Source organism: Enterobacter sp. DSM 30060 (assembly GCF_013375955.1).
GTDB classification, from domain to species: domain Bacteria; phylum Pseudomonadota; class Gammaproteobacteria; order Enterobacterales; family Enterobacteriaceae; genus Enterobacter; species Enterobacter intestinihominis.
In genome coordinates this window covers 1260055-1278672 of record NZ_CP056118.1, presented here as the reverse complement: position 1 = coordinate 1278672, position 18618 = coordinate 1260055, and the positions used below count along the sequence as shown (strand labels likewise).

General features: G+C 58.4%; 19 protein-coding genes. 12 read left to right on the top strand and 7 right to left on the bottom strand.

Annotated elements, in window-relative coordinates:
• The first annotated feature begins 78 nt into the window (after positions 1–78).
• From HWQ15_RS06170 to HWQ15_RS06160, 3 genes are all read left to right on the top strand, one after another.
• A complete protein-coding gene (locus HWQ15_RS06170) occupies positions 79–663 on the top strand; it encodes a putative adenosine monophosphate-protein transferase Fic (RefSeq protein ID WP_063149296.1) in 585 nt (194 codons plus the stop codon).
• A gap of 30 nt (positions 664–693) precedes the next feature.
• On the top strand, positions 694–1257 hold the full coding sequence (gene pabA, locus HWQ15_RS06165) for an aminodeoxychorismate synthase component 2 (RefSeq protein WP_063149297.1): 564 nt from the start codon (positions 694–696) through the stop codon (positions 1255–1257).
• 87 nt (positions 1258–1344) lie between these two features.
• On the top strand, positions 1345–2565 hold the full coding sequence (locus HWQ15_RS06160) for an aspartate aminotransferase family protein (RefSeq protein ID WP_176587383.1): 1221 nt from the start codon (positions 1345–1347) through the stop codon (positions 2563–2565).
• Here HWQ15_RS06160 and HWQ15_RS06155 read toward each other — a convergent pair.
• Positions 2562–4649: a YccS/YhfK family putative transporter gene (locus tag HWQ15_RS06155; RefSeq protein WP_063149299.1), complete on the bottom strand. Its 2088-nt coding sequence runs from the start codon at positions 4647–4649 to the stop codon at positions 2562–2564. The genes HWQ15_RS06160 and HWQ15_RS06155 overlap by 4 nt on opposite strands.
• A gap of 57 nt (positions 4650–4706) precedes the next feature.
• Positions 4707–5339, bottom strand: coding sequence for a cAMP-activated global transcriptional regulator CRP (crp, locus tag HWQ15_RS06150; protein ID WP_000242758.1), 633 nt, complete (start codon positions 5337–5339; stop codon positions 4707–4709).
• A 310-nt stretch (positions 5340–5649) separates the two neighbouring features.
• On the opposite strand from crp, the gene HWQ15_RS06145 reads away from it, so the two are divergent.
• Positions 5650–6054 carry an OsmC family protein gene (locus HWQ15_RS06145; protein ID WP_022649609.1) on the top strand — a complete coding sequence of 135 codons (405 nt, stop codon included), beginning with the start codon at positions 5650–5652 and terminating at the stop codon, positions 6052–6054.
• Positions 6055–6139: 85 nt separating this feature from the next.
• On the opposite strand, the gene HWQ15_RS06140 is transcribed toward HWQ15_RS06145, so the two are convergent.
• From HWQ15_RS06140 to HWQ15_RS06130, 3 genes are read right to left on the bottom strand one after another with little or no spacing between them, the layout of a single operon-like run.
• Complete coding sequence (locus HWQ15_RS06140; RefSeq protein WP_003861663.1) at positions 6140–7009, bottom strand: phosphoribulokinase; 870 nt, start codon at positions 7007–7009, stop codon at positions 6140–6142.
• Positions 7010–7038: 29 nt separating this feature from the next.
• Positions 7039–7257, bottom strand: coding sequence for a YheU family protein (locus HWQ15_RS06135; RefSeq protein WP_014171926.1), 219 nt, complete (start codon positions 7255–7257; stop codon positions 7039–7041).
• Positions 7254–8276, bottom strand: a complete 1023-nt coding sequence (locus HWQ15_RS06130) for a hydrolase (protein WP_063149300.1) — start codon at positions 8274–8276, stop codon at positions 7254–7256. Before HWQ15_RS06130 ends, HWQ15_RS06135 begins: the two co-directional genes overlap by 4 nt.
• A 228-nt stretch (positions 8277–8504) precedes the next feature.
• Between HWQ15_RS06130 and mdcA the strand changes: the two genes are divergently transcribed.
• From mdcA to mdcH, 8 genes are all read left to right on the top strand, one after another.
• On the top strand, positions 8505–10160 hold the full coding sequence (mdcA, locus tag HWQ15_RS06125) for a malonate decarboxylase subunit alpha (protein ID WP_063149301.1): 1656 nt from the start codon (positions 8505–8507) through the stop codon (positions 10158–10160).
• Positions 10160–11017, top strand: a complete 858-nt coding sequence (locus tag HWQ15_RS06120; protein WP_022649605.1) for a triphosphoribosyl-dephospho-CoA synthase — start codon at positions 10160–10162, stop codon at positions 11015–11017. Before mdcA ends, HWQ15_RS06120 begins: the two co-directional genes overlap by 1 nt.
• A gap of 9 nt (positions 11018–11026) precedes the next feature.
• Entirely contained in the window at positions 11027–11326 is a 300-nt protein-coding gene (mdcC, locus tag HWQ15_RS06115; protein ID WP_000411786.1) for a malonate decarboxylase acyl carrier protein, read from the top strand.
• Entirely contained in the window at positions 11319–12152 is an 834-nt protein-coding gene (locus tag HWQ15_RS06110) for a biotin-independent malonate decarboxylase subunit beta (protein WP_003861672.1), read from the top strand. Before mdcC ends, HWQ15_RS06110 begins: the two co-directional genes overlap by 8 nt.
• On the top strand, positions 12152–12952 hold the full coding sequence (mdcE, locus tag HWQ15_RS06105; protein WP_003861675.1) for a biotin-independent malonate decarboxylase subunit gamma: 801 nt from the start codon (positions 12152–12154) through the stop codon (positions 12950–12952). Before HWQ15_RS06110 ends, mdcE begins: the two co-directional genes overlap by 1 nt.
• 123 nt (positions 12953–13075) lie before the next feature.
• The gene (locus HWQ15_RS06100) at positions 13076–14035 is read left to right on the top strand and encodes an AEC family transporter (protein ID WP_023307100.1); all 960 of its coding nucleotides are present in this window, start codon (positions 13076–13078) and stop codon (positions 14033–14035) included.
• Positions 14036–14037: 2 nt separating this feature from the next.
• Positions 14038–14655 carry a malonate decarboxylase holo-ACP synthase gene (locus tag HWQ15_RS06095; RefSeq protein ID WP_063149302.1) on the top strand — a complete coding sequence of 206 codons (618 nt, stop codon included), beginning with the start codon at positions 14038–14040 and terminating at the stop codon, positions 14653–14655.
• Complete coding sequence (gene mdcH / locus HWQ15_RS06090) at positions 14655–15551, top strand: malonate decarboxylase subunit epsilon (RefSeq protein WP_063149303.1); 897 nt, start codon at positions 14655–14657, stop codon at positions 15549–15551. Before HWQ15_RS06095 ends, mdcH begins: the two co-directional genes overlap by 1 nt.
• 102 nt (positions 15552–15653) lie before the next feature.
• Here the strand turns inward: mdcH and HWQ15_RS06085 are convergent, their stop codons facing one another.
• Positions 15654–16586: a LysR substrate-binding domain-containing protein gene (locus HWQ15_RS06085; protein WP_063216062.1), complete on the bottom strand. Its 933-nt coding sequence runs from the start codon at positions 16584–16586 to the stop codon at positions 15654–15656.
• A gap of 15 nt (positions 16587–16601) precedes the next feature.
• Positions 16602–18506: an ABC transporter ATP-binding protein gene (locus HWQ15_RS06080; protein WP_023298762.1), complete on the bottom strand. Its 1905-nt coding sequence runs from the start codon at positions 18504–18506 to the stop codon at positions 16602–16604.
• Positions 18507–18618 lie beyond the last annotated feature (112 nt).

Sequence of the window (18618 nt, the reverse complement as noted above, 5' to 3'; positions counted from 1 at the left end):
CCGTGTCTTTCCGCCCTCCCTGCGAAAGCGCGTTTTGCTGCTTATACTTGTGGCAAACGGACTATTCAGGGAGGCGTAGTGAAAAAACTCACCGACAAGCAAAAATCCCGACTCTGGGAGCAACAGCGTAGCGTCAATCTTCAGGCCAGTTGCCTCCTTGAAAAAGGCAAGGGTCCCGCTGAACCCGATATCAAGACGCTGGCACTGGGGCCTTCTGCACCGGGTTTACCCCATCTGTGCCTTATTCACCGCCATTTATTCCGCAACGAAATGAAAGGCGCTGGCGAGCTGCGCACCGCCGATATCTCCAAGGGCGACATTCCATTTTGCCATTTCGAGTACATCGAGAAGGTGGGTAATGAGCTGATGGCTTCGCTGGAAAGCGATAAATATCTGGTGGGCCTTCAGAAAGAAGAGTTTACAGACAGAATCAGTCATTACTACTGTGAAATCAACATGTTACATCCGTTTATGAGCGGTAATGGCGTGGCTCAGCGGATCTTCTTTGAACAGCTGGCGATCCATGCGGGCTACGTGCTGAACTGGCAGGGGATCGACCCGGACGACTGGGCATCTGCCAACCAGAGCGGGGCGATGGGTGATCTGACCGCCCTGAATGCTATCTTTGCCAAAGTTGTGAGCGAAGCGCGGGGATCTGAGTAAAATAGGGCGGCCATTTTTTCAGGAGCCGCCATGATTCTGCTGATTGATAACTACGATTCCTTTACCTGGAACCTTTACCAGTATTTTTGTGAGCTGGGGGCAGAGGTGGTTGTCCGCCGTAACGATGAGATCGCGCTGGCTGACATTGACGCGCTGGCGCCCCAGAAAATCGTGATTTCGCCCGGGCCGTGTACGCCGTCGGAGTCCGGCATCTCGCTGGAGGTAATCCGCCACTATGCGGGCAAGCTGCCGATTCTGGGCGTCTGCCTGGGTCACCAGGCCATTGCGCAGGTCTTTGGCGCCAGCATTGTCCGTGCCGCAAAAGTCATGCACGGCAAAACCTCACCGATCACGCACACCGGTACCGGCGTATTCCTGGGGCTAAACAATCCGTTAACCGTGACGCGCTACCATTCTCTGGTGATTGATCCGCCGACCCTGCCCGCAGACTTTGAAGTGACAGCCTGGAGCGAGACGCAGGAAATCATGGGCATTCGCCACCGCGAGTACGATCTGGAAGGGGTGCAGTTCCACCCGGAAAGCATTCTCAGCGAACAGGGGCACGCGCTGCTGGCCAATTTCCTTAATCGCTGAATATCTGTTGCCTTGTTGTGATTTTTTATGCATATTTTGTGATTATATTTTCACAATCACTGTGACATAAAAATGGATGGTCATGACATGGCAACTGAACAACCAGCAATTACCCGCGCGACATTCGATGAAGTGATTCTGCCGATTTATGCACCGGCTGAGTTTATCCCGGTGAAAGGGAGAGGCAGCCGCGTCTGGGATCAGCAGGGCAACGAGTATGTTGATTTCGCAGGCGGTATTGCGGTGACGGCGCTGGGCCATTGCCATCCTGCGCTGGTGGACGCGCTGAAAACGCAGGGCGAAACGCTGTGGCACACCAGCAACGTGTTCACTAACGAACCGGCGCTGCGTCTGGGGCGTAAGATCATCGATGCCACCTTCGCCGAACGCGTGCTGTTTATGAACTCTGGCACCGAAGCCAACGAAACCGCCTTTAAGCTTGCGCGCTACTACGCAACCACGCGTCATAGTCCTTACAAAACCAAAATCATCGCCTTCCATAACGCCTTCCACGGTCGCTCGTTCTTTACCGTTTCCGTTGGCGGCCAGCCGAAGTATTCCGACGGCTTTGGTCCGAAACCTGCGGATATCATCCACGTGCCGTTTAACGATCTGCACGCCGTTAAAGCGGTGATGGACGATCACACCTGTGCCGTGGTGGTCGAACCCATTCAGGGGGAAGGCGGCGTCACGGCGGCCACCCCGGAATTTCTGCAAGGTCTGCGTGAGCTGTGCGACGAGCACCAGGCGCTGCTGGTGTTTGATGAAGTGCAGTGTGGGATGGGGCGTACCGGAGACCTGTTCGCTTATATGCACTACGGCGTAACGCCGGATATTCTGACCAGCGCGAAAGCGCTCGGCGGCGGTTTCCCGGTCAGCGCGGTGCTAACCACCCAGGATATTGCTTCCGCATTTCATGTGGGCTCACACGGCTCCACTTACGGCGGTAATCCGCTGGCGTGCGCCGTGGCGGGAGCGGCGTTCGACATCATTAATTCGCCGGACGTCCTGAATGGCGTGAATGCGAAACGCGCCCTTTTTGTGAAACATCTTCAGCAGATTGACGAACAGTTTGATGTCTTCAGTGAAATCCGCGGGATGGGACTGCTGATCGGCGCCGAGCTGAAGCCTCAGTACAAAGGCCGCGCGCGCGATTTCCTGCACGCCGCCGCGCACGAAGGCGTCATGGTGCTCAACGCCGGGCCGGACGTGATGCGCTTCGCGCCGTCGCTGGTGGTGGAAGACAAAGACATCGAAGACGGGTTAACCCGTTTTTCCGCGGCGGTGGCGAAGATCGTCAGAGGCTAATACGCGGTTCGTTTTAACCGGCGCGTTAACCATATCCCGTGATGCGGACGCTGACGCCATGCCACCGACGAAATGGTGTGCATGGTGTTGAGATGCCCGAGAACGCGCTGTAAATGCTGCTCAAGGGTGCTCATCGGCCCGTGGGTCAGCGTCTCCGGCGCTTCCAGAATGTTCGAATCCCCTGACTCGCCCGGAGCGTCGTACTCCAGACGCTGCTGACAGCGCTGGAGGGCAATTTCACACGACTGCAAATAGCGCTGCGCCAGATCCGGCGTCAGCATGGTGTGCTCGCGCGCCAGCGTGGTCATGGCATTGATGTGTTCGACGATAAACTGGCTGTGCGTGACCCACAGCTTCATATCTGCCAGATAGTGCGAGTTGAAGCCCGGCTCCTGCATGGCCTGGTTAAGGGAGTTGAACAGGGCATTATGCGCCTGGTTGACCTTCATGCGCTCGTAGGCCAGCGGAGACGGCTGCGGGTCGTCGCTCAGGATCAGGCGAATGGCCTGCTGATCCGCCTCCAGCGCGTCGTGGGCGTTTTGCCTCAGTAATCCACTTTGCCACTGCGGCCACAGCCAGACCATGCCGCCAAAGGCGATCAGGCAGCCAATCAGGGTATCGACCAGGCGGGCAATAATTAACTGATCGGCGTTGAGCGTAAGCAACTGCAGGGTGTACACCGCCGTTACCGTAAAGCCCACCGTCGCCCAGCCGTAGTTTTTACGGATGATCAGATAACTCACCATCGTAATCGCCAGCATGCCGACCAGCGTATACCCTTCCGGCACGTGGAAGTGCAACGTTACGCCCGCGATAATCAGCCCCGCCATCGTGCCGCCCGCCCGATGCAGAATGCGCACCCGCGTGGCGCCATAGCCGTTCTGGGTGACAAACAGCACGGTCATTAAGATCCAATAGGGTTTCGGCAGGTGCAGGGCCATTCCCATCAGGCTGGCGATGCTGAGCATGACGCTAATTCTTGCGGCGTTGCGCAGGGCGGAAGACTTCAGCGACAGGTAGCTTTTGAGCGCAGGCAGCAACGGCAGTCGTTTTTGCTTATCGGCCATCAGGTCCCGGGCATAAAGCGGGCGCTGGGTGCGCAACACCCGGGCGATGCGGCTGAAATGCCAGGCGGCAAACTGCCCGACCGGGTTATCCGCGTGCTGACGCGCAATCTTTTCCAGCGCGCCGAGCTGTTTGTCCATGTTAAAGCGCGTCGGATAGCGGTGATAGAGGATATCGTCAGCCAGCACCCGCAGGCGCGCCGCGACGGTCTGCGCGTTCCAGCGGATCACCGCTTCCGCATGGCTGCGCTCCACCAGCTTTTGCACCTCTTCCGGATTATGAAGGCTGACGGAAATATGCTCCTGCAAATCCAGCCCGACCTGGAAGGTACGCAGCAGCCGCTTATATTCATGATTTTTGTTGGCGGCAAGCATGTGCAACTGCTGATAGCACTGGCTGATCAGATCCACCACTTTTTGCTGGCGTGTCAGCAGCGGCGGCAGGGATTTTTCCGGGTCGGTATGTTGCGTGAGCAGGGTGTATTTTGCTTCACAGTATTCAGCAAGCTGCACGTAGAGCAGGCTCAGGGATTCGCGAAGCGGCTGTTCCCGCCACAACCAGAACCAGAACCAGTTAAACAGCCCGTACCACAGCGTGCCGAGGGCGTAGATCAGCAATGGCTCCCACACCGGCATATTGCCCGCAAGGCTTAAGGTGAAGATGGCGGCAATCAGCGACGCAGGAAGCAGGCGGGCGTGCAGCGAGCTGATTTCAGCGGTTACGCCAAGCGTCATCGCCAGCACGGTCAGGATCAGCGGCAGAGGAATGTCGCGGGCCAGTAAGAGTTGCACGGCAAGGCTACAGCCGGCAAACAGGCAGCCGCCAATAATCAGGCGTTTGAAAAAGCGTTTATGCGGGGTGTCCAGACCGGCAATGTTGCAGCAGGCGGGCACGAGGGAAAACAGCAGGCCTTGCTGAAGATGTCCGAGGATCAGGCCCACGGCCACGGGAAGACACAACACCAGCGTTTGTCGCAGTGCGTAGTTAACTTCCGGGTGATAGATCAGCCTGCGCCACATAAGGAGTAGAGACAAAAACGGCGTGCCACCCTGCGGCGGCACGCCGTCTGACCGGAATTAACGGGTCCCGTAAACCACGATGGTTTTACCGTGGGCGGAGATCAGGTTCTGGTCTTCCAGCATCTTCAGGATACGGCCCACTGTTTCACGGGAGCAGCCGACGATCTGACCGATTTCCTGGCGGGTAATTTTAATTTGCATACCGTCAGGGTGGGTCATGGCGTCTGGCTGTTTCGCCAGGTTCAACAGAGTCTGCGCGATACGACCGGTCACGTCCAGGAAGGCGAGGTTACCCACCTTCTCAGAGGTCACTTGCAGACGGCGTGCCATCTGGGAAGAAAGACGCATCAGGATGTCAGGGTTGACCTGAATCAGCTGACGGAATTTCTTGTAAGAAATTTCAGCCACTTCACATGCTGTTTTTGCACGAACCCAGGCGCTACGTTCCTGGCCTTCTTCAAACAGGCCCAGTTCACCGATAAAATCGCCCTGGTTCAGATAAGAAAGGATCATCTCTTTCCCTTCTTCATCTTTGATCAGCACGGCCACCGAGCCTTTAACGATGTAATACAACGTTTCCGCTTTTTCACCCTGGTGAATCAGCGTGCTCTTTGATGGGTACTTATGAATGTGGCAATGAGACAAGAACCATTCGAGAGTCGGGTCTGTTTGCGGTTTGCCAAGCACCATGCGCTGTTATCCTCTGTTATAAGCTGTCACCAGAGTCATAAGATGCATCCGGACTCTGGGGTTGCAATCGAATTCTTACCCATACCTGGGAAGTCGGCTGTCGTAACGTTTCGCAGCCAGTAAAGTTTGATGTCCTCTGCATACATGTGTAACGTCAATGTATTACTGTAGCATCCAGAGTGTTTTAGCATAGCTTTCGCCGCGTGTCTCCTGGTGTCTCGCTTCAGCATGACGCAGGTCGCCTTCCGTTGCGAGAAATGTAACGTACACGTAATCTGTCATAAAAAATGCAACGTTGGAGTGAGTGAATATGCAAGCGCGCGTGAAATGGGTTGAAGGGTTAACGTTCCTGGGCGAGTCTGCTTCCGGGCACCAGGTTTTGATGGATGGCAACTCCGGCGATAAAGCCCCAAGCCCGATGGAAATGGTGCTGATGGCGGCAGGTGGATGCAGCGCGATCGACGTGGTGTCGATCCTGCAAAAAGGCCGTCATGACGTGACCGATTGTGAAGTGAAGCTGACGTCAGAACGTCGCGAAGAGGCGCCACGCCTGTTCACGCATATTAATCTGCACTTTATCGTCACCGGCAAAGAACTGAAGGATGCGGCGGTCTCGCGTGCGGTTGACCTGTCTGCGGAGAAATACTGCTCTGTGGCATTAATGCTGGAGAAAGCGGTAAACATCACCCATTCGTATGAAGTGATCGAGGCTTAATTTTTGGCGGGTGGCGCTTCGCTTACCCGCCCTACAAAAGCACGCCCGTAGGCCCGGTAAGCGCAGCGCCACCGGGCAAAACAACTCACGCGATTTGCTTTCCTTCCATCAGCCGCTGCACCAGCGGCGTCATGATCAGCTCCATCGCCAGCCCCATTTTTCCGCCCGGTACCACTAACGTATTCATGTGCGAAATAAACGAACCTTGTAGCATCGCCAGCAGCCAGGGGTAATCGATGCCTTCCAGGTTGCGGAAGTGGATCACCACAAAGCTCTCGTCCAGGGAAGGGATGCTTTTTGCGGCGAACGGGTTGGAGGTGTCCACGGTGGGGACGCGCTGGAAGTTAATGTGGGTTCGGGAGAACTGCGGCGTCAGGAAGTTGATGTAATCTTCCATGGAGCGCACCACCGAATCCATTACCGCCTCTCGCGAATGGCCGCGCTCGCTCATGTCACGCGTCAGCTTCTGGATCCACTCAAGGTTAACAATCGGCACCACCCCCACCAGCAAATCCACATGGCGCGCCACGTCGTGCTGAGGCGTCACCACGCCGCCGTGCAATCCTTCGTAAAACAGCACGTCAGTCGGTTCCGGCAGCGGCTGCCAGGGCGTGAACGTGCCGGGGACCTGGTTCCAGGGCACGGCTTCATCGTAGGTGTGGAGATACTTGCGGGACTGCCCGGTGCCGCTCTGCCCGTATTCACGGAAGGTTTGCTCCAGCAGGCCGAAGTCATTGGCCTCAGGGCCAAAATAGCTGATGTGTTTACCCAGATCGCGCGCCTTGCGGATGGCCATATCCATCTCCGGGCGCGTGTAGCGGTGAAAGCTGTCGCCCTCTACCTCTGCCGCCCGTAAGTTAAGCTGGGCGAAAATCTTGCGGAAGGCGAGGCTGGTGGTAGTGGTTCCCGCCCCACTCGAACCCGTAACGGCAATAACCGGATGTCTGGCAGACATAGCAACTCCCTGACTGGAAAAGTGTAAGATCAGCCATGAAACGCGTTGCGGGGCATGATATTCACCGTCTCATGCAGTTCGGACCATACCAGCACCACGTCGCCGCTTTTAAGCTGGCGCTTCACATCGTTGACCTTTTGTTCAAGCGAACGTTCATGTTCACCATAATCGGTGCCTTCGCGCAAGACAAAGCTTTCAATCAGATTATCGAGCGTGTCGGGAGAGAGATCCTGCCAGGGAATAATCATTTTTTACCGTCCAGATAGGCCGTTAACCAGTCGGGTATACGCGTCTCAAGCCACATTTTTGGCCGACGCAGCGTGCCGCCAACAAAGCCCACGTGCCCGCCGAACTCGGTGAGCTGATACTCCACGTTATCCGGCAGATAGTCAGGGGCGGGGATCGAGTGATGATCCATAAATGGATCGTCTTTGGCGTGGATAATCAGCGTGGGTTTCGTGATTTGATTCAGTAAAGGCATGGCGCTGCACTGACGGTAATAGTCAATCGCATCGGCAAAGCCGTGAATTTTAGAGGTGATCAAATCATCAAACTCGCGCAGGCGCTTCACGCGTTTGAGCTGTTGCAGCGTCACAGGCAGCGTATCCGGATAGGCCTTAAGTTTACGTGCGGCGTTGGCTTTCAGCAGGTTGAGCAGATAACGCTGATAGACCCGCGAAAACCCCTTTTCCATATGATAACTGCACTGCTCCAGCATAAAGGGCGCAGAGACAATCACCGCCGCATCCAGCGGTACGGCGTCGCTCTCCTTCGCCAGCAGGCAGGCCAGCATATTCCCGCCCAGCGAATACCCCACCGCTGCCGTTGGTGCTTCGCCGAAATTGTCTCTTAGCCAGCGCAGGAACCAGGAGCCGTCCTCGGTTTCACCCGAGTGATAAATGCGTTTCTGACGGTTAGGCTCGCCGCTGCATCCGCGAAAATGCATCACCACCCCAAGCCAGCCGCGGGCTTTCGCCGCCTCAATGAGACCGTGTGCGTAAGGGCTGTGCAGGCTGCCTTCCAGGCCGTGAAACACCACCAGACGGTGCTTATGTCTGGCCCGATCCGGATCTTCGCTCCAGGCGAGATCCAAAAAGTCACCGTCCGGCAGGTCAATGCGCTGCCAGTGGGGGTTGAACTGCACCTTGCGGCGGATCAGGCGCGGCAGCATGGTTTGCAGGTGAGGGTTAGCCACACCGCGCATGGGCACGAACTCTGCGCTCTCTTCGGCTGCAATGTCGAAGTCTGAGGGAATGATTTGGGTCATAAGGGCGATGCTGATTCTTGTCAGAAATTAACTATACCTTCCGAATTGTACCCCGTTTAGCCCGTTTTTCCGAAACATGAACTGATCCCGATCACATTTCTTTACCTTGATTATTACTCTCAGGCTAATGATTACGTCCTACGCTTAATTGATGCCTTTCTCACCAGAGCGCACACTTTACTCAACGTTAAGCAAATCAGAATGATGTGCTGAATCAGGAGGTTAATAATGTTATCTGGGCAAACACCCACCCGGCAATGGAACACCCGACGCAGCGAGAAAGCGCGTCGTCTGGCGTCCGTACCGGTGCAGGGCAAGGTACTGCCATCCGGCGATCTTGTCGCCATGCTGGAAAAACTGATCGCACCAGGCGACAAAGTCGTTCTGGAAGGCAACAACCAGAAGCAGGCGGATTTCCTTTCCCGTTCACTGGCCGAAGTGAACCCGCAAATCGTGCACGATCTGCATATGATCATGCCGAGCGTGGGCCGCAGCGAACATCTGGACATCTTTGAGAAAGGCATCGCCCGCAAGCTCGACTTCTCCTTCTCCGGTACGCAAAGCCTGCGCATTTCGCAGCTGCTGGAGGATGGTCAGCTCGAAATCGGGGCGATTCACACCTACATCGAACTCTACTCACGTTTATACGTTGACCTTTCGCCAAACGTGGCGCTGATTGCCGGTTTTAAAGCGGACCGTAAAGGTAACCTCTACACCGGGGCGAGTACCGAAGATACCCCGGCGCTGGTGGAAGCCGCCGCGTTCCACGACGGCATCGTCATCGCACAGGTGAACGAGCTGGTGGACGACGAGTGCGACCTGCCGCGCGTCGATATTCCGGGCTCGTGGATCGATTACGTGGTGGTGGCGGACAAGCCGTTCTTTATTGAGCCGCTCTTCACCCGCGACCCGCGCCTGATTAAACAGGAACACATCCTGATGGCGATGATGGCGATTAAAGGCATCTACGCTGAACACCAGGTGCAGTCCCTGAACCACGGGATTGGCTTTAATACCGCAGCGATCGAACTGCTGCTGCCAACCTACGGCGAACAGCTCGGACTCAAAGGCAAAATCTGTAAACACTGGACTTTGAACCCGCATCCAACGCTGATCCCGGCCATCGAAAGCGGCTGGGTGGAGAGCGTCCACTGCTTCGGCGGCGAGCTGGGGATGGAAGAGTACATCCGCGCCCGTCCGGACGTGTTCTTTACCGGTGCTGACGGCTCCATGCGCTCTAACCGCGCCTTCTGTCAGCTGGCTGGTCAGTACGCGGTCGATATGTTTATCGGCTCTACGCTACAGGTTGATGGTTACGCTAACTCCTCAACCGTGACCCGCGGCCGTCTCTCCGGCTTCGGCGGCGCACCAAACATGGGCCACGATCCGCACGGTCGTCGCCACGCCACACCGGCCTGGCTGAACATGATCACCGAGCCTGACCCGATGCAGCGCGGTAAAAAGCTGGTTGTGCAGATGGTGGAAACCTTCCAGGCGGGCGTGAAGCCAACCTTCGTGGAGAAACTCGACGCCGTAGACGTGGCGAAAGCCTCCGGCATGCCGCTGGCGCCGGTTATGATTTACGGCGATGACGTCACCCACGTGCTGACGGAAGAGGGGATTGCTTACCTCTACCGGGCGAAAGATCTGGAAGAGCGTCGCGCCATGGTCGCCGCCGTGGCGGGTATCACCGATATCGGTCTGGGCGTTGACGCCAAACGCGTGGCGGAACTGCGCCAGAGCGGCAAGGTTGTGTATCCGGAAGATATGGGCATTCGTCGTACCGATGCCACCCGCTCTCTGCTGGCTGCGGGCAGCGTGGCTGACCTCGTTGAGTGGTCCGGCGGCCTGTATAACCCACCTGCGAAATTCCGGAGCTGGTAATGAAACTTCTGCCCCAGATCCAGGTTGAAGGCGGTGCCGAATGGCTGGCGCGAACCGCCACGCAGTGTCTGATTGACGAAGCACGTTTAAGCCCGAAGCCCGGTCTGGTGGACAGCCGGGGGAACGGCGCGCATCACGATTTATCGCTTGCGCTGATGGAGCGCTCCGCTCACAGCCTGACCCCCACGTTTCAGGCGCTGGCGCAACAGAGCTGGCAGCGTCCGGCGGATATTGCCCTCAGGCAAACCGTTGGCCGCCTGGGTCGTGAAGGCGAACGGCAGATGATGGCCGCTACCGACGGCGTGAACACACACCGTGGCGCGATCTGGGCGCTGGGATTGCTGGTGAGCGCGGTGGCGATGCTGGGCGGCGATGCCCGGGCGCAAACCGTCGCGAACACCGCCGCTCAGCTGGCGAAACTGCCGGATGACGCGGCGCCGAAAGTATTCAGCAAGGGGTTACGCGTCACGCACCGCTACCGTGTACCGGGCGCGCGTGAAGAGGCTCAGCAGGCGTTTCCGCACATCATGCAGCGCGCGCTGCCGCAGCTTCACCTTAGCCGTCTCAACGGCAGCAGCGAAACGCAGGCCAGACTCGACGCGCTGATGGCGATCATGACCTCGCTCACCGACACCTGCGTGCTGTCACGCGCCGGCATGGAGGGGCTGGATGCCATGCAGAACGGTGCCCGTGCGGTGCTGAACGCGGGAGGATGCGCAACACTTGCGGGGCAGCAGGCGCTGGCGCGGTTAGACCGTCAGATGCTGACGCTTAACGCCTCGCCGGGCGGAGCCGCAGACCTGCTTGCCGCCACGCTGTTTCTTGACCGCGTCGAAACGCCCTATTCAAAGCATTAAGAGGATGTTATGGAAAAAATCACATTGACCGTGCCCGCCAGCCGCGAAGTAAGCGGCAGGGCGCTGGCAGGGGTAGTCGGTTCCGGGGATATGGAGGTGCTTTTCACCGCCGAACCGGGCCAGACCTTAACCATTGATATCACCACCTCCGTCGATAACAGCCGTGGGCGCTGGGAGGCGTTGTTCAATCGCCTGCAAACCGTCAGCAGCCTGCCCGCAGGTAAGCTGACCATCCACGACTTCGGCGCGACGCCGGGCGTGGCACGCATTCGTATCGAACAGGTTTTTGAAGGGGTGAACCATGCGTGATGACAGCAGCTTTATCGAATTAAAAGCGCGCCAGCGTGCGCAGGCGCTGCTCGACGACGGCAGCTACCGCGAACTGCTGGATCCGTTTGAAGGCATTATCTCTCCGTGGCTTGGGCCACAGGGGATTGTTCCTCAGGCCGATGACGGCATGGTAGTCGCGAAAGGGACCATCAACGGCCAGCCTGCAGTGGTGGTGGCGATTGAAGGCACCTTCCAGGGCGGCAGCATGGGCGAAGTGTCCGGTGCCAAAATGGCGGCGGCGCTGGAGCTGGCGGCGGAAGATAACCGCAACGGCATTCCGACTCAGGCGGTACTGTGCCTCGAAACCGGCGGCGTACGTTTGCAGGAAGCCAACCTCGGCCTGGCGGCGATTGCCGATATCCACGCCGCGATCGTTGACCTGCGTCGCTATACCCCGGTTGTCGGGATTGTCGCCGGGACCGTGGGCTGCTTCGGCGGGATGTCTATCGCCGCGGCGCTGTGCAGCTACCTGATTGTGACCCGCGAAGCGCGTCTTGGCCTCAACGGCCCGCAGGTTATTGAGCAGGAAGCGGGCATTGAAGAGTATGACTCCCGCGACCGTCCGTTTATCTGGAGCATGACCGGCGGCGAAGTGCGCTATGAAAGTGGACTGGTGGACGCGCTGGTGGGCGACGGCGTGAACGCGGTGAAAGCCGCGATGAACGAGGCCATCGCCAAAGGCGTACCGGCGAAACATCGCACCGATAACTATGACGATTACCTGAACCGTCTGACGAATTTCGACACCCGCAAACAGGCCGATGCCGAACAGATTAAAGCGCTTTTTGCCCGGGAGGTGAAATGATGACTAACTCAATTAGCCGTGGCGAACTCTGGCTGGAAACTCTGGCCCCGAACGCAAAACGTCTGGAGGGGTTATGCCCGTCCGTGCAGGCGGCAGACGGCGAGCTGAACGGTGAAACGGTGCGCTTTGTCGCCGTGGTGCCGGACGCCAACAACCACTTCCCGCGCGCGGCGCAAGGGGAAGTGGGGCTGCTGGAGGGCTGGACGCTGGCAAAAGTGGTCAGCGAAACCGTCGCCGCTGACGCAGATAAAGCCGTGAAGCGCCCGATTGTGGCGGTGATCGATGTCCCAAGCCAGGCCTATGGCCGTCGCGAAGAGGCGTTTGGTATCCACCAGGCGCTGGCCGGCGCCGCTGCCGCCTATGCCAATGCGCGGCTGGCGGGGCATCCGGTGATTGGTCTTATCGTCGGTAAGGCCATGTCCGGCGCGTTTCTGGCGCACGGCTACCAGGCCAACCGCCTGATTGCCTTCAACGATAAAGGCGTGCTGATCCATGCCATGGGCAAAGAGTCTGCGGCGCGCATTACGCTGCGTACCGTGGAGGCGCTGGAAAAACTGGCGGCAACCATTCCGCCAATGGCGTACGACATCAGCAACTACGCCACGCTGGGGCTGCTCTCCGACCTGCTGGATATCAGCAACCCGGATGCCCCTTCCGAAAGCGATCTGACGCGGGTGAAAACTACCCTGCAACAGGCCATCAGCGACGCTCGTCAGGACACCACGTTGAAAAACCGTCTGGGTGCTGACAACCGCCGCAGCTCGGCGCTCGTACGTGAACGTATGCGAGCCAGCTGGTAAGTAAAAAGAGACCTGCCAGATGCATTACCCCGTGGGCGCGCCCGTTGCGTCCACGCGGGAACCTGCATCCTGAAAATAATAAACATCGCGCCAGTGCTTAAACTTTTTTACTACAGGTGATTTATGACTTACGTAATTGTTCATGCTCTTGCACCGATTTTCGTCATCATGCTGCTGGGATTCTGGGCCGGTAAAGCAAAGATGGTCGATAACAAAAATGTTTCCCTGCTGAATATCTTCGTTATGGATTTTGCACTCCCTGCCGCGCTGTTCAGCGCCACCGTGCAAACCCCGTGGACCGGCATTGTGGCGCAGTCGCCGCTGATCCTGGTTCTCACCCTGGCGATGTGGATCACCTATGCGGCCATCTACTTCCTCGCCACCAAAGTCTTTAAAAAATCTCCGCAGGATGCGGCCGTACTGACGCTGACCGTCGCTCTGCCAAACTATGCGGCGCTCGGCCTGCCGATTCTGGGCAGCGTGCTGGGTGAAAGTTCTTCTACTTCACTCTCCGTGGCGGTCTCCATCGCCTGTGGTTCGGTGCTGATGACCCCGTTCTGCCTGCTTATTCTGGAGCGTGAAAAAGCGCGCGCCGAGGGCAATAACTCCGGTTCAACGCTTTCCATGCTGCCGGTGCTGATGTGGCGCTCCATTAAAAAACCGATCGTGATGGGCCCGCTGCTGGGGGTGATCCTGTCCGCTATCGGCATCAAAATGCCGGAGCTGGTACTGGCGGCGATTAAACCGCTGGGACTGTCCGCGACCGCTGCGGCGCTGTTCCTGACCGGGGTGATCCTCTCCGCGCGTAAGCTTCAGATCAACACCATGGTGATCACTTCCACTATCGCCAAGCTGCTGATCCAGCCAGCGATTGCCTGGGGTATTGTTTTAATCTTCGGTCTGCACGGCTCCGTGGCGATCACCGCCATCCTGATGATTGCGCTGTCTGCGGGCTTCTTTGGCGTGGTGTTCGGTAACCGCTTTGGCGTGCAGTCGCCGGATGCTGAAGCCGTGCTGCTGTTGAGCTCCATACTGTGTATCCTGTCGCTGCCGCTGTTTATCTCGCTGACTTCAGGAATGTAATCATGACCGCAACATTACGCCCACACGACCTCATCTGGCTTACCGCGCGCGACGCCCTGGAAGGGATTACCGAATCCTGGGCAGACGCGGCCTGGCATACCGGGCTGCCGGTAGTGGTGCGGCGTGATGTTGATAATGAAGGCCGTATTCCCGTTGGCGTGCGCGGATTGCGCCGCGACCAGCGGGCGGCCGGATGGGTGAAGCCTGAGAACGTGTTGCGCGTGGTGTCGCCCGAAGAGTTGAGCGTTGCCGCCGACCTGCTGCGTTCGCCGTTTGTCACTCAGCCGCCGGTTCAGGTGGCGCTTCAGCTTGCGCAGCAGTCGTGGCCGTGGACGTGGGGGATAACCGGCAGTACGGGTTACGCGCTGGCGACCGGCATTCCGGTGATCCACGCCGATAGCGATCTCGATCTGCTGATCCGCGCCCCGCGTACCGTTTCCCCTGAGGCGTTTACTGACTGGCAGGCTCAGCTCAGCCGTGCGTTGTGCCGGGCGGATACGCAGGTGGACACGCCCGAGGGCGGATTCGCGCTGGCAGAATGGTTACGCGACGGCAAAACGCTGCTAAAAACGCAATGTGGACCGCGCCTGGTAGCGGATCCATGGCACAGGGAGGAGTAATGAAAATACTGTTTACCTTTCCGGGGCAGGGCACACAGCACGAAGGTATGCTGCAAAACCTGCCGGGAACGGAGCTGGAGCAGGCCCGTGCTGTGCTGGGGGCGGAAGTCGATACCCTGGACAGCGCATCCTCGTTAACCCACACCCGTGCGGTTCAGCTTTCACTGCTGATTGCCGGCGTGGCCTGGGCGCGCGAGCTGGAACGTCGCGGCGTGTCGCCGGATATTGTCAGCGGTCTGTCCATTGGCGCTTATCCTGCGGCGGTTATCGCAGGCTCGCTGGACTTTACGGATGCGCTGAAGCTGGTGGCGCTGCGCGGTGATTTGATGGAGCAGGCGTATCCGCACGGCTACGGCCTGACGGCGATTATGGGGTTGACCCTGCCGCAGGTGGAAAACCTGATTCAGGGGACTGGAACCTATATCGCTAACCTGAACGCCGAAACGCAGATCGTGATTGCCGGAACCGATGACGGTATGGCGCAGGTGGCGGAGTGCGCGCTGGCGAAGGGTGCAAGCAAGGCCAAACGGCTGGCGGTGAGCGTGCCATCGCACTGCGCGCTGCTGGCGGAACCGGCGAAGAAGCTGGCAGCGGCGTTTGAATCGGTCACGCTTTCCCGTCCCCGCTGCGCGTACCTGAGCGGCAGTACCGGACGCGTGCTCTGGCAGCCGGAGAAAATTGCCGACGATCTGGCAATGAACATGGCGCGAACCGTGCGCTGGCAGGAGGCGGTGATTTCCGCTAACGAGCGTGAAGCGCGGCTGGCGATTGAGATGCCGCCGGGAGGCATATTAACCTGCCTGACGCGGCATGCGGCGTGGGAAGGCGAATCCATTTCGCTGGAGCGCAGCGGGGTGGACGTGGCGGTGCATCTGGCGGGGCGGCTTCGTGCGTGAGTTTTTTTGCCCGGTGGCGGCTGCGCCTTACCGGGCCTACGGGTTCGGTTGTATTATTTTGTAGGCCGGGTAAGACGCAACGCGTCGCCACCCGGCAAGGCCTCAGGCTCCGTCCTGCAAACTTCTGGCGTACATCCGCCCTTCCGCGGCCAATGCTCGCAGGCTCGGATCCTGCTCGCGGTTGCGGGCAAAGACGATCGCAATCAGCTGCTGCATCTGGTACGGCTGTGCCAGCTTCAGTAGCTGCACCGAATTTTCGTACACTTTCTTCATCCTGCCCGGCATCAGCGTAAACCCGACCCCCGCCTGCACCAGGCTCAGCATCGAGAAAATATCGTTTACCCGCGTCACAATCTCCGGCTCGAAACCGGCAATATGAAACGCTTCCTGAAACCCGGCGTAAGTGGCGAACCCTTCCGCGAGGGCGACAAACTTCTGATCTTTATAGTCACGCAGATCGGCGGGACCGCTGGTATTCAGTGTGGCAGAGGCCGGTGCGGCAAGGAAAATATCGTCATGGAACAGGGGCAGCACTTCGAGGCTGTTACGGTCGATATCGCTCTCGGAGATAGAGATTAAAATCGCATTCAGCGACCCCTCATCCAGCATATGGAGCAGGGTTTCGTTCGAGCCCATCGTCAGATCCATCTCCAGATCCGGACGGCGCAGCTTCATGCCCATTATCAGGCGCGGCACGGTTTCCAGCGTCAGCGAGTAAAGCGTACCGACGCGCAACCGTCCCTGGCCGATACCGGCAATCTTGCGCGACTCTTCCAGCCCGCGCTCCATCACCTGCATCACCTCCTGACAATACTCCAGCAGCGTCCATGCGGAGGGGAGGGCAATCAGGTTACGCCCTTTGTGAGCAAAGAGCGGGCAGCGGACGTTCTCTTCGAGGGTATGCAGCGCGCGGTGAACACTGACACCGCTCAGGCCGAGCGTTTCGGCGGTACGTGCGATATTGCCCTTGTCCATGAACGTCATGAAGATGCTGAGCTTACGGAATGTAATCTCGCTCGTGGTATCGAAGCCCATAACCCTCCCGGCGTGTTAGTCGGCTTGCAGCATCGCTTCCAGCTGTTCCTGCGCGTCCAGCCATGCCATTTCGCACTCTTCGAGACTGGATTTGGTTTTCGCCTGCGTTTGCAGACAGTCCGTCAGCTCCGCTTTGCGGCTCTGATCGTACAGTTCGCTGTCGCCCAGCTTCTCTTCGACGGCGGCAAGCGTGGCGTTAAGCTTTTCCATCTCTTTTTCGAGACGGGTAATCTCTTTACGCAGCGGCTGAGTCTGGGTGCGCAGTTCCGCTTCACGGCGCTTCTGGTCTTTACGCGCCTGGGCGCTGTTGGCGTTGTCTTTCGCTGACTCTTCCGGCTGGTTTTCCTGCTTCTGCACGTCCGTCAGCCACTGCTGGTAATCTTCCAGATCGCCGTCGAACGGTTCCACTTTGCCGCCGTGAACCAGATAGAGATCGTCGGTGGTGGAGCGGATCAGGTGGCGATCGTGCGAAACGACAACCAGCGCCCCTTCGAACTCGATCAGCGCTTCGGTCAGCGCCTGACGCATGTCGAGATCGAGGTGGTTGGTCGGTTCATCGAGCAGCAGCAGGTTTGGACGCTGCCAGACGATCAGCGCCAGCACCAGACGCGCTTTTTCGCCGCCGGAGAAACGCGCTGTATTTTCAGTCACCTTATCGCCCTGGAAGCCAAAGCCGCCGAGGTAGTCGCGCAGCTTCTGCTCCATCTCCTGCGGCGCCAGGCGCGCCAGGTGCTGGATCGGCGATTCATCGGCGCGTAAAAATTCCAGCTGATGCTGAGCGAAGTAGCCAAGCTTGATGCCCTTCGCCAGCCCGATTTCGCCGCTGACCGGGTTAAGCTCGCCCGCCAGCAGCTTGATCAGCGTTGATTTACCGGCGCCGTTACGCCCCAGCAGACCGATGCGTGAACCCGGCACCAGGTTGAGCTTGATAGAGTCGAGAATAATGCGATCGCCATAGCCCGCGCTCACTTTTTCCATCTTCAGCAGCGGGTTCGGCAGGCTCTCCGGCTCGCGGAAGCTGAAGTGGAACGGGTTATCCACGTGCGCGGGGGCAATCATCTCCATGCGTTCCAGCATTTTGACGCGGCTCTGCGCCTGCTTGGCTTTTGACGCCTTGGCCTTGAAGCGATCCACAAAGCTTTGCAGGTGCGCCACGCGCTGCTGCTGGCTTTCATACATCGCCTGCTGCTGGGCGAGGCGCGTCGCGCGCTGGCGCTCGAAAGAGCTGTAGTTGCCGGTGTACTCGAACAGGCTTTGCTGTTCGATATGAATGATTTTATCCACCACCGGGTCGAGGAAGTCGCGGTCGTGGGAGATCAGAATCAGAGTGCCCTGATAGCTCTTGAGCCACTTCTCCAGCCAAATAACCGCATCGAGATCGAGGTGGTTGGTCGGTTCATCGAGCAGCAGGAGGTCAGAGCGGCAGATCAGCGCCTGCGCCAGGTTAAGGCGCATACGCCAGCCACCCGAGAAATCGCTCACCGGGCGTTCAAGCTGTTCGTTGCTGAAGCCCAGGCCGTGCAGCAGGCTGGAGGCGCGGGAGCGAATGGTCCAGGCGTCGATGGCGTCCAGCTTGCCGTGGACGGTGGCGATGGCGTGGCCGTCGTTGCGTTCGTTGGCGGCGTTGAGCTCCGCTTCGAGCTTGCGGTATTCACGGTCGCCGTCGATAACATAGTCGAGCGCCGGTTCGCTCAGCGCGGGGGTCTCCTGGTTTACCCAGGCGAGCTGCCAGTTGCCCGGGAAGGTAAAGTTCCCGCCATCCGCGCTTATCTCGTTTTTCAGCAGTGCCAGCAGGGTGGATTTACCGCAGCCGTTTTTGCCGACCAGCCCCACTTTCTGGCCCGGGTTGATGGTAGCAGTCGCGTTATCCAGCAGGACGCGCACGCCGCGACGAATTTGTAACGAGGAGAAAACAATCATAGAAGCGCCGTATGTTCCGACTATGTTAATTTGTCATTATGATAATGTAAGGTGTGGGCCAATTTCCCCACCGGGCCGCCATGGTAGCCCAAAACGACAACAATACACAAAA